Raw genomic sequence first — 12,234 nt, forward strand, 5'->3', positions numbered from 1 at the left:
CCGTGGCACGGCCACGACGACGAGGAGCGCTCCCCCACCCGTGACGGGTGGAGGAGCGCTCGATGTGTGCCGGAGTGGGCTCCGGTCACTGGTGAGGTGGGCGTCCGCTCACCCGCGAGTCTGGCTCACGGGTGAGCGGACGTGTCCTCCCTGTCGTCAGCGGCGGATGCCGAGGGTGTCCTCGCCGTCGCCGTTCCAGTCACCGACGAACACCTCGTCACCGGACCGGCCGTAGCGGACCTCGAGGTCCGCCCAACCACCGGTCAGGGTGTTGGACATCAGGTACAGGTTCCCGCGACGCGAGGCGAACGTGTCCGCCCCGTTGCCGTCCCAGTCACCCACGAGCACCTGGTCGTTCCCCCGACCGTAGGTGAACTCCGCGTCCGCCCAGCCACTGGCCAGGCTGTTGGACACGAAGTACCGGGCCCCACGACGCACCGCGAACGTGTCCGTCCCGTCGCCGTCGTAGTCACCGACGAGGACCTGGTCGTTCGCACGGCCGTAGTCCAGCTCGGTCTCCGCATCCCCACCGGTGTGGCGGTTGGTGAGGAAGTAGCTGTTCCCGCGTCGGACGGCGAAGGAGTCCACGCCGTCGCCGTTCCAGTCACCCACGAGCACGGTGTCGCCGGAGCGGCCGAAGGTCAGCTCGATGTCCGCGTTGCCCCCGTAGAGGGAGTTGGACAGGAAGTAGGCGTTCCCGCGACGAACGGCGAGCGTGTCGCTGCCGTTGCCGTCCCAGTCGCCCACGAGGACCTGGTCGCCGGGGCGGCCGAAGCTGAACTCGTGGTCGGCCCAGATGTCCCAGCCGTCGTTGAGGTAGAACCCACGACCCGGCGTCGGCGGGACCGGCTCCGGCTCGGGCTCCGGCGTGGTGCTGTCGTCGAAGGTGTGGCTCCACTCGGTGGTGGCATCCTCGGCCAGCTCGTACCCGTCGGCGGCGCGCGCCGTGACGGTCACGGTGCCCTCGCCGGGGTGCGTGCCCGCCTCGACGACCTCGTCGCCGACCAGATACTCCACGCCCTCGACCTCGGGAACCGTGAAGGTGTCCGCCTCGGTCCCGTCCTCGTCCGTGAACGTCACGTCCTCGGGAGTGACCACAGCCGGCGGCTCGGGGTCGTCCCCGACCACGGTGAAGTGGTCGAAGGTGACCGTGGTCGGCTCGGCCTGCTGCGCACCGAGCGCGTAGATGCCCGGGCCGGCGTCGCCGACCTGGTCGTTGGTCACCGCGCTGGGCAGGTCGGTCCAGTTCTCGCCGTCCGTCGAGTAGGCACCCGTGAAGGTGTCGCCGTCCCGGGTGAGGCGGACGTGGTACTGGTCTGCCAGCGGCAGGTCGGTGAGGTCGTCCTGCGGGTTCTGCACCTCACCGCCGACCTCGCTGCGGAGCTCGACCCGCAGCGGGGTGTCGCTGCCGTTGGTGGCGTAGACGGGGTCGATCTTGACGTAGTTGTCCTCGTCCCCGTAGACGATGATCCCGCCCTGCTGGTAGGCGCTGGCGAGATCCGCGCTGAACGTCGTCTCGACCGTCCACTGGTCACCCGTCACGACCCGCGACCGCAGGATGTTCGGCACCGGCGAGTTGTCGGTCCCGTAGAAGTCCGTGTCGGTCGTGGTGACGTTGTAGCCGCCGTCGGAGACCTGGGCGGTCTCCGGGTCGTAGTCGATGATCTCCCAGCGGCAGGTGTCGACGGCCGTGCCGTCGAACTCGTCGTCGGCCGAGATCTCGGCGTCCGGGTCCTCGCAGACCGGCGGCTCTGGGTCGGGCTCCTCGCCGCCGGAGGCGGTGAAGTGGAGCTGGTCGACGTCGACGCCACCGGTGGAGGTGACGTAGACGGTGCCGGACCCCTCGGGGATCGTCTCGAGAGTCGTGGCGATCTCCTGCCAGCCCTCGCCGGAGACGGCGATCTCGGCGAACGGCTCCGCCTCGACGTCGTCCCAGCGCAGCGAGAGGGTGCCCTCGCCGGACGCCGTCGTCGTGACGGTGTCGATGGCCGCGCCCGTCGCCGCGTGCGTGAACGCGATCGGCGTGAAGGCGATGTGGTCGCCCTCGTCGAGCGAGGTGATGTAGGCACCCGCCCCGGCGGCGGAGTCGTTGACCCGCTCGGTGCCGGACTGGGCGTCGAACCACTCGGCCTGCTGGACCTCGGGCTTGACGATGAGCGTCGCCTCGCCGGTCGTCGACGGGACGTCACCCTGGGGGTTGTCCGTGTAGGTGGCGACGAGGGTGCCGTAGATCTTCTCGCCCTCGCCGTGCTCGACCGCACTCTCGTTGGTCTCGATCGTGAAGTCGCACCCGCGGCCGCTGACCTCGGGGTGGGCGTGCTCGTTGTGGCCCAGACCGAAGGTCCAGTTCACCCGGTTGCAGTCGATGTTCTCGCCGTCCTCGACGTCCGTCACCGTGACGTTCATCGGGATGTCGTCGCCCCAGTCGAAGATCGCGCCGTCCGGCACGCTGAGGTCGAGCTCGGGCTGCGTGTTGCCGACCGTGATGACGGTGTTGGCGAGACCCACCTTGCCCTCGGCGTCGGTCACGCGCAGGGTGACGTGGTACTGGCCGAGCTCCTCGAAGGTGTGCGTGACCTGGGCGCCCTGCGCGTCGGACTCACCGTCGCCGTCGAAGTCCCAGTCGTACGTGAGGTCGGTGCCCTCGGGGTCGCGGGAGCGCGAACCGTCGAAGCTGACCTCGAGCGGCGCCTCGCTGCTCGCGGCGGGCTCGGCGTCGATGTACGCCTGCGGCGTCTTGTTGTCGGGCGCGTAGTCCACGCGGTACAGGCCCGCGTCGGGGTTCTGACGGAAGAAGCCGTCACCGTAGTCGAGGACGTAGAGCGAGCCGTCGGGCCCGAACTCCATGTCCATCACGTTGTCCCAGATGGGCTGGTTGGCGGTCTCGAGGTGAGCGTTCGGCAGGAAGTCCGTGATGCCCGTGACCGAGCCGTTCGAGCCCAGCTCGTCGACCTCGAAGGCGACGACGTAGTCCTGCGAAAACTCCGCCATGAGCGGCATGCCGTCCCAGATCTCCGGGAACGGGGACTGGTCCGCGATCGACTCGTCGTAGCGGTAGACCGGGCCACCCATGGGGGCCTGGCCGCCGCCGCCGAGCGTGACGAGAGCGTCCCACTCCGCGGGCTGGTCGCCCGGGTTGTCGCCGTACCAGATCTGCGGCTCGGTCACCGGCGGGAGCTGGTCGAGGCCGGTGTTCCAGGTGGAGTTGTTGACCGGACCCTCGGCGCAGTTGAAGAACTCGCCGGGGGCCGACGCGTCGAAGTCCCACTCGTTGTAGGCGCCGCCGTCGTTCGGGCCGTGGCAGTAGGGCCAGCCGCCGTTGACCGGCTCGGAGGTCATCTGCCACTCGACGAAGCCCATCGGGCCACGCTCCGCGTTGGACGCACCCGCGTCGGGGCCGTAGTCGGCCCAGATGAGGGTGTCGGTCTCCTGGTCGTAGTCGATCCGGAACGGGTTGCGCAGACCCATCGCGTAGATCTCCTCGCGCACGAGGTCCGGGTCGTACTCGTCGGAGTCGAAGAGGTTGCCCGCGGGGATCTCGTACGTGGTGCCCGGTCCGGGCTCCGCGCCGTCGGCGATCTCCTCGAGCGGGTCGATCCGGAGGATCGCGCCGCGCAGGTCGTTCGTGTTGCCGGCGCCGCGACGCGAGTCGAGGCCCGGGTTCATGCCCGGGGCGTTGTTGTTCGGCGCGTAGCCGTCCGCCCCCGGGGTGCTGGCCGGGGTGTTGTCACCCGTGGAGAGGAAGAGGTTCCCCTCCTCGTCCCAGGCCATGTCGGCGCCCACGTGGCAGCACTGACCGCGCTGGGCCTCGACCCGGATGATCTCCTCCTCGGAGTCCAGGTCGAGCGTGCCGGTCTCCGGGTCGAACTCGAACCGGGACAGCACGTTGTAGCCGAGCCACTCGTCCCAGTCATCGAGGGCGTCGGTGCCCTCGACCTGCTCGGGCGCGCTGCCCTGCGGCGTGGTCTCGGGGTACGGGATGCCCGACGGCGAGACGCCGTCCATCACCCGCGGCGCGTAGACCATGTAGACGAGGTGGTTCTCCTCGAAGTTCGGGTCGAGCGAGATGCCCTGGAGCCCGTCCTCGGAGTTGATGTAGACGTCGAGCTCGGCGATCTGCTGCGTCGATCCCGTGTCCGGGTCCGTCAGCCGCACCACGCCGTCGCGTGCGGTGTGCAGGACCCGCGAGTCCGGCAGGACGGCGAGGTCGATCGGCTCGCCCGTGTCCTTCGAGAGCAGCACGCGCTCGTAGTCGTTCCAGTCGACATCCATCTCCTGGTCCGGCGCCGGCGCCGGCACCGATGGATCGTCGTCCGCCGGTGGATGATCCGGATGAGCGCTGGCCGCACTGAGCGTCAGCGGCGCCACGAGGACGCCGGCGAGCAGGGCGCCCGCTGCTCGGGGCAGCCAACGGCCGCCGGTTGATCGTCTGGTCACGATTTCCCCTCCGATATCGCACACCTGACACGTCGCCTCGGTGCGACGCGCGAACCCGGTGGCGACGGCTGCCTCGCCGTGCGCCGCCCGGGCTCCGCGGCCGACCGGGGACCTGGTCCCCGTCCGGGCGGGGTCGCCCGTCGTCCGCGGATAAGGGCAGTAGACCAGGGCGTGAGGCCGAGCACAAGGGGTTTCGATCAACTAAAAAATAAGTCGGGCGTCGGTGCAGGCAGGACCGGCTACCCCGCCGCGCGGTCGGCACGGGGGCTCGTCAGCCCGGGACGCTACGACTGAGCCCGCCGTACATCAGGTCCTGGAACTTGATGACAGTGGGAGACGCCGCAATCGTGCAGGTTCCGTCTCCGGCCCGGGCGCCCTGGCGGCTCGCCCGCGCGCCTCGGGGCCCGGGTGCCCCGGCGGCTTGCCCGCCCGCCCCGGCGCCTCGCTCACGCGCCGACGTACTCGGCGAGGTGTTCCCCCGTCACGGTCGACCGGCCGGCCACGAGCTCGGCCGGCGTCCCCTCGAAGACGACGCGTCCGCCGTCGTGCCCGGCCCCCGGGCCGAGGTCGATGATCCAGTCGGCGTGCGCCATCACGGCCTGGTGGTGCTCGATGACGATGACCGACCGGCCCGAGTCCACGAGCGCGTCGAGCATGTCGAGCATCTGCTCGACGTCGGCGAGGTGGAGGCCGGTCGTCGGCTCGTCGAGGATGTAGACGTCCCCGGCCTCCCCCATCTGGACCGCGAGCTTGAGGCGCTGCCGCTCGCCGCCCGACAACGTCGACAGCGGCTGCCCGAGCGTGAGGTAGCCGAGTCCGACCTTGACGAGCCGGTCGAGGATCTTCGCCGCGGCCGGCACCTTGGCCTCGCCGGACGAGACGAGCTCGAGGGCGCCCGTGACCGGGAGCTCGAGGACGTCGGCGATCGAGTGCCCGCCGAGGGTGTGCTCGAGGACCTCGGGCCGGTAGCGGCGACCGCCGCACTCCTCGCAGACGGTCGACACGGTGTCCATGAAGCCGAGCTCGGTGAAGATGAGTCCCGCGCCGTTGCAGGCGGGGCACGCGCCCTCCGAGTTGGCGCTGAACAGGGCCGGCTTGACCCCGTTCGCCTTGGCGAACGCCTTCCGCAGCGGCTCGAGCGCCCCGGTGAAGGTGGCCGGGTTCGAGCGGCGTGAGCCCCGGATGGGGCTCTGGTCCACGGCGACGACGCCGTCGCGCCCGGTCAGCGCGCCGTGGATGAGCGAGCTCTTGCCCGAGCCGGCGACCCCGGTCACGGCCACGAGCACGCCGCGCGGCACGTCGACGTCGACCGAGCGCAGGTTGTGCGTGTCCGCGCCGCGGATCTCGAGGACCCCGGTGGGCTCCCGGACGGCGTCATTGAGCCGGGCGCGGTCGTCGAGGTGCCGGCCGGTCAGCGTCCCGGACGACCGGAGCTCCTCCACCGTGCCCTCGAAGACCACCTCTCCCCCGGCGGATCCCGCACGCGGGCCGATGTCGACGACGTGGTCGGCCACGGCGATGGTCTCCGGCTTGTGCTCGACGACGAGGACCGTGTTGCCCTTGTCCCGCAGCCGTCCGAGGAGGTCGTTCATCTGCCGGATGTCGTGCGGGTGCAGCCCGATCGTCGGCTCGTCGAACACGTAGGTGGCGTCGGTGAGCGCTGAGCCCAGGTGGCGGATCATCTTCGTCCGCTGCGCCTCTCCCCCGGACAGCGTCCCGGAGGGACGGTCGAGGGAGAGGTAGCCGAGCCCGATCTCGACGAAGGCCGCGAGCGTCTCCCGCAGCCCCTCGAGCAGAGGCCCGGCGCCGGGCAGGTCGAGGCCGTCGACCCACGCGGCGAGGTCCGAGATCTGCATCGCGCATGCGTCGGCGATCGAGGTGCCGTCGATCGTCGAGGTCCGGGCGCCCTCGGCGAGCCGGGTGCCGCCGCACTCCGGGCAGGTGCCGAAGGTGACGGCCTGGTCGACGAAACGGCGCAGGTGCGGCTGCAGCGAGTCGCGATCCTTCGAGAGGATCGACTTCTCGATCTTCGGGATCAGGCCCTCGTACGTGATGTTCATGCCCTCGGCCTTGATCTTCCGGGACTCGGCGTAGAGCAGGTCGTGCCGCTGCTTCTTCGTCAGGTCCTTGACCGGGACGTCGAGCGGGATGACGGCGCCGAAGAGCTTGGCGTACCACCCGTCGGCCTTGTAGCCGGGCACGAGCACCGCACCGTCGGAGAACGAGAGCTCCTCGTCGACGACCGCGGCGAGGTCGATGTCGGAGACCGATCCCGTGCCCTCGCAGTGCGGGCACATCCCGCCGACGATCGTGAACGTGGCCTTCTGCGCCGTGGTCCGATCACCCTTGTCGACCGTCAGCGCGCCGGACCCCGTGGCCGAGGGCACGTTGAACGAGTACGCCTGCGGCGAGCCGATGTGCGGCGTGGCGAACCGGCTGAAGAGGATCCGCAGCACGGCGTTGACGTCGCTCACGGTGCCGAGCGTGGAGCGGATGTTGGCGGCCAGCCGCTCCTGGCCGACGACGATCGCGGTCGTCAGACCGTCCAGCGCGTCGACCTCGGGGCGGTCGAGGCTCGGCATGAAACCCTGGACGAACGCGGGGTAGGTCTCGTTGATCATCCGCTGGGACTCCGCGGCGATCGTGTCGAAGACGAGCGAGCTCTTGCCCGATCCCGACACCCCGGTGAAGACCGTGAGGCGCCGCTTGGGGATCTCGAGCGAGACGTCCTTGAGGTTGTTGACCCTGGCCCCGCGCACGCGGATGAGGTCGTGCCGGTCGGCAGGGTGCCCGTCGCTCGCGCGACCGGTCGTCCTGCTCGTGCTGCTCGGCGTGCTGGCCATGCCTGTCCTCCGTCGGTCGTTCCAGGTCGGGACGCGGTCCGCCGTCGCGGCGGCGGCTCACGCTACACGCGCGGGCCGACGACGAGGCCACCTCGTCGTCGGCCGCCAGTGCGCGCATCGGGGCCGGCGTGCGGTGCGGGCGTCGCGGTTCGCCCATCGTGCGCGATCGGAGCCGGCTCACCGGGCGCGGGTCGCGGTCAGCCGGCGGCGCCCTGCCCGGCGTCGTCCGCGCTCTCGGGTGCCGGGGCACTCGACGCCGGACCCGACGCGGGCTCGAGCACGGCGTCGTCGGCGTCGGGGTCGATCCCCTCGGAGAACTGCGAGAGGTAGAGGCGCTGGTAGGCGCCTCCGGCCTCGAGCAGCGTGGCGTGGTCGCCCTGCTCGACGATGTCGCCGTGCTCCATCACGAGGATCGTGTCTGCGTCCCTGATCGTCGAGAGTCGGTGGGCGATGACGAACGAGGTCCGGTCGGTGCGGAGCGCCCCCATCGCCTCCTGGACGAGCACCTCGGTTCGCGTGTCGACCGAGGAGGTCGCCTCGTCGAGGATGAGGATCGGCGGGTCGGCGAGGAACGCGCGGGCAATGGTGATGAGCTGCCGCTCGCCGGCCGAGATGTTCGCCCCCTCGTCCTCGACCACCGTGTCGTAGCCGTCCGGGAGCGTGTGGACGAAGCGGTCGACGTAGGTCGCCTGCGCGGCCGCGACCACCTCGTCGTCGGTGGCATCGAGGCGCCCGTACCGGATGTTGTCCCGGATCGTCCCGCCGAACAGGACGGCGTCCTGGAGCACCATCCCGACCTGGCTGCGCAGCACGCTGCGCTCGAGGGTCCGGGTGTCCACGCCGTCGAGGAGGATCCGACCGGCGTCGATCTCGTAGAACCGCATGACGAGGTTGACGAGCGTGGTCTTCCCCGCGCCCGTCGGGCCGACGATCGCGACGGTCCGCCCGGGCTCGGCCGTGAGCGAGAGGTCGGTGATGAGCGGCTGGTCCGCCGTGTAGGAGAACGCGACGCGCTCGAACTCGACGTGCCCGTGCACCGGCTGCACGAGCGCACCGGGCCGGGGCCCGTCGGCGTCGATCCGTCCGGCCGCGGCCTGCTCGGCGAGGTCGGGCTCCTGCTCGTCGGCGTCGAGCAGCTCGAAGATCCGCTCCGCGGACGCGACGCCGGAGATGAGCATGTTCGCCATGCCGGCCATCTCCCCCAGCGGCGCGTTGAACTCCCGCGAGTACTGGATGAACGCCGTGACCTGGCCGAGCGACATCTGGCCGTTCGCGACCCGCAGACCGCCGACGACCGCGATGCCGACGTACCCGAGGTACGTCACCCACTGCATGACGGGCATGATGACGCCGGAGTAGAACTGGGCCTTGAACGAGGCGTCGAACAGCTCGGAGTTGCGCTCGTCGAACCGCTCCCGCATCGACTCCTGCCGGCCGAAGACCGTGACGAGGTCGTGGCCCGTGAAGGACTCCTCGATGTGGCCGTTGACGCGGCCCGTGTGCCGCCACTGGTCGGCGAACAGCTTCTGGGAGCGCGAGCCGACGATCCCGACGACGATCCCCGCGATCGGCAGCGCGGTGAGCGCGATGAGTGCGAGCTGCCACGACAGGACGAACATCATGATCGTGATGCCGATGATCGTCATCAGCGCGTAGAACAGCGAGGCGAACGCCTGCTGCATGGCGGCCTGGACGTTGTCGACGTCGTTGGTGGTGCGGGACAGCAGGTCGCCGCGCTGGTGGGTGTCGAAGTAGCTCAGCGGCAGCCGGTTGACCTTGGCCTCGATGTCCTCGCGGAGTCGGAAGACGACCTTCATGACGATCTCGTTGAGCAGGAAGCCCTGGAGCCAGTCGAACACGGAGGCCACCGCGTACATCCCGAGCACGATGACGAGCAGCCGGCCGAGCGCGGTGAAGTCGACCCCCGTGCCCGCGAGCACGCCGTCGAAGATGACGTCCATCGCGTCGCCGAGGATCGTCGGCGCCCACACCGTGAGGACGGTCGAGACCGCCCCGGTGAGGAGCACGGCGACGACGCCGAGCCGGTGGCCGCCGAGGGTGGCCACCAGCCTGCCGAGCGAGGGCCAGAAGTTCTTCGCCTTGCGGGGCGCGGAGCCCTCGCCCCACTCGCCCGCCCCGACACTGTCCTGGAGCTCGGCGATCTCCGCCTCGGTGAGCTCGTTCTCGGCGCTCATACGAGCTCCTCCGCACTGATCTGCGAGTCGACGATCTCCCGGTAGGTCTCCGAGGTCTCGAGCAGCTCGTCGTGGGTCCCGCGGGCGACGACCCGGCCCTCGTCCATGACGAGGATCTGGTCGGCGTCCGTGATGGTCGAGATGCGCTGGGCGACGATGATCGAGGTCGCGCCGCGGGTGTAGTCCGCGAGGGCCGCGCGCAGGCGGGCGTCGGTTGTCACGTCGAGCGCGGAGAACGAGTCGTCGAAGAGGTAGACCCGCGGCCGCGCGACGAGCGCCCGCGCGATGCACAACCGCTGGCGCTGGCCACCGGAGACGTTCGTGCCGCCCTGCGAGACGGAGGACTCGAGCCCCGTGACCGCGCTCTCCCCCTCACCCGTCGTGCGCTCGCGGACGAACTCCGCGGCCTGGGCGGTCTCGAGGGCCGCCCACAGCTCGTCGTCGGTGGCGTCGGGCTTCCCGAACCGGAGGTTCTCCGCGATCGTGCCGGAGAAGAGGTACGGCTTCTGTGGCACGAGCCCGACCGCGCGGGTGAGCTCCGCCCGCGACATCGACGCCGCGGGGACGCCGTCGACGAGAACCTCGCCCGACGTCGGGTCGTAGAGCCGGGGCACGAGGTGCACGAGCGTGGACTTGCCGGAGCCGGTGGACCCGATGATCGCCGTCGTCGTGCCGGCGCGGGCCGTGAACGAGACGCCGTCGACGACGGGGGCGTCCGCCCCCGGGTAGGCGAACGTGACGTCCCGGAGCTCGACGGTGCCGTCGGGGTCGACCGGGACCGTCGGCTCGGCCGGCTCGACGACCGATCCGGTGGTCTCCAGCACCTCCCCGATCCGGCGGGCGCTGATGACCGCGCGCGGGAACATCATGAACATGAAGGTCCCCATCATCACGGCCATGAGGATCTGGAGCAGGTACTGCATGAACGCCGTGAGGGCCCCGACCTGGACGAGCCCGTCGTCGACCCGGATGCCCCCGAACCACAGGACCGCCGCCGTGGCGAGGTGGAGGACGATCGTGATGAGCGGGCCCATGAGGACGAACAGCCGGCCGATGGACACGGACGTCGCGGTGAGCGTGGCGTTGGCGTCCGTGAAGCGCTGCGTCTCGTGCCGCTCGCGGACGAAGGCGCGGACGACCCGGATGCCCATGATCTGCTCGCGCATGACGCCGTTGACGTCGTCGATGTTGCCCTGCATGCGCTCGAAGAGCGGCATGAGGAGACGGACGAGGATCCCGACGACGATCAGCAGGATCGGCACCGAGACCCACACGAGCCAGGACAGCCCGGGGTCCTCCTGGATGGCCATGACGATCCCGCCGATCGACATGATCGGCACCATCACCATGAAGTTGAGCGCCATGAGGACGACCATCTGGACCTGCTGGACGTCGTTGGTCCCGCGGGTGATGAGCGTCGGGGCGCCGAACCGGCCCATCTCCTCGGCGGAGAAGTGGTCGACGCGGGTGTAGACCGCGCGCCGGACGTCCCGGCCGAGCGCCATCGCCATCCGCGCGCCGAACCAGACGGAGGCCACGGCGGTCACGAGCTGGACGAGCGCGACCCCGAGCATGAGGCCGCCCACCCGCCAGATGTAGTCCGTGTCCCCCGCGGCGATGCCGTGGTCGATGATGTCGGCGTTGAGGCTGGGCAGGTAGAGCGTCGCGAGGGTGGCGACGAGCTGGAGGACGAGCACCGCGGCGACGAGCCCGCCGTACGGGCGACCGTAGGTCCGGACGATCTTCCAGAGCATGGAGGCAGCTTTCGGTCAGGGACGGGCCGGGGCCGGCGGACGGCTCGGGCGGGGGACGACGACGAGGGACGGGCACTCAGGCGGCGAGAGGCGAGCCCGACGACGAACCCCGCCGTGGGTCGGCCCTGTGCGAGGCGGGCTCACGATAGGGCGCCCGCCCATGCGCGGGGCCACCTGAATTCGCGTGGCGTTCGTCGCGCGGCGGCATGTGCTGCAGGCCGGGACGGCAGGCTGGAGGGGCGCGGGACGATCACGCGGCCACGCTAGGGGCGGACGGTGACAGATTCGGTCCGCGACCGGTGAACGCACGACCGGAACAGTGGCGCCGGAAGGACCGCCGGCGCCCGAAGAACCTGTGGCGCCGGAACGACCGGTGGCACCGGACGGTTCGCGGCCCCGGTCGTCCGTGGGACGACCGGGGCCGCGGGGTGACGTGGGGCGGCGACCGGTGTGCCGCCGCATGGGCTCAGGCGCTGCGACGACGCAGCTGGCCGCTGCGCAGGAGCTCGAGCCGCTCGTCGAGCAGCACCTCGAGCTCCTCGACGGAACGACGCTCGAGGAGCATGTCCCAGTGGGTCCGCACCTTGCGGGCAGGCTTGACCGGCTCGGGGCGCTCGGTGTCCCGGCGCAGGGACTCCTTGCCGCAGGTCGGGCAGTCCCAGAGGGCCGGGATCTCGGCCTCCATGGAGAACGGGACGGTGTAGGTGTGGCCGTCGACGCAGTCGTAGGTGACGCGCTGGCGCTCGGCGAAGTCGACACCGTCCTCGGACTCCATCGAGTAGGCGCCGATCTTCATGCCACGCAGTGCTCGGTCCGCCATGGTCTCTCTCCTTACTGTGGGGCCACGGCTGCTGTCCGCCGTGCCGGTGGTCCTCCGCCCCGTCGCGACGCCGGTCGCGGGTTGCGGATCCACCTCCTGCTGATCTCGGAAACACCGGGTGGACGTCCGTTGTTCCCCTGCTGGTCGATCTTCTGTGTGATCCAGGCGACGTCCGGGCCCGTGGG

5 protein-coding genes are annotated in these 12,234 nt (G+C 70.6%); all 5 read right to left on the reverse strand.

The genetic code is table 11. From position 1 onward, the window contains the following. Window positions 1–156: 156 nt before the first annotated feature. Window positions 157–4,437, reverse strand: coding sequence for a PQQ-dependent sugar dehydrogenase (locus ACPYO6_RS03265; protein WP_425713456.1), 4,281 nt, complete (start codon window positions 4,435–4,437; stop codon window positions 157–159). A gap of 446 nt (window positions 4,438–4,883) precedes the next feature. After that, window positions 4,884–7,280: an ATP-binding cassette domain-containing protein gene (locus ACPYO6_RS03270; RefSeq protein WP_425713457.1), complete on the reverse strand. Its 2,397-nt coding sequence runs from the start codon at window positions 7,278–7,280 to the stop codon at window positions 4,884–4,886. A 197-nt stretch (window positions 7,281–7,477) separates the two neighbouring features. Continuing rightward, window positions 7,478–9,475 (reverse strand): ABC transporter ATP-binding protein, encoded by a 1,998-nt coding sequence (locus tag ACPYO6_RS03275; RefSeq protein ID WP_425713458.1) that lies wholly within the window; start codon window positions 9,473–9,475, stop codon window positions 7,478–7,480. Continuing rightward, window positions 9,472–11,229, reverse strand: a complete 1,758-nt coding sequence (locus tag ACPYO6_RS03280) for an ABC transporter ATP-binding protein (protein ID WP_425713459.1) — start codon at window positions 11,227–11,229, stop codon at window positions 9,472–9,474. Before ACPYO6_RS03280 ends, ACPYO6_RS03275 begins: the two co-directional genes overlap by 4 nt. 466 nt (window positions 11,230–11,695) lie before the next feature. Next, window positions 11,696–12,049, reverse strand: a complete 354-nt coding sequence (locus ACPYO6_RS03285) for an RNA polymerase-binding protein RbpA (RefSeq protein WP_425713460.1) — start codon at window positions 12,047–12,049, stop codon at window positions 11,696–11,698. Between the last annotated feature and the right edge of the window lie 185 nt (window positions 12,050–12,234).

It is taken from the genome of Georgenia sp. Z1344, from assembly GCF_049856295.1.
In the GTDB taxonomy this organism is placed as follows: domain Bacteria; phylum Actinomycetota; class Actinomycetes; order Actinomycetales; family Actinomycetaceae; genus JB111.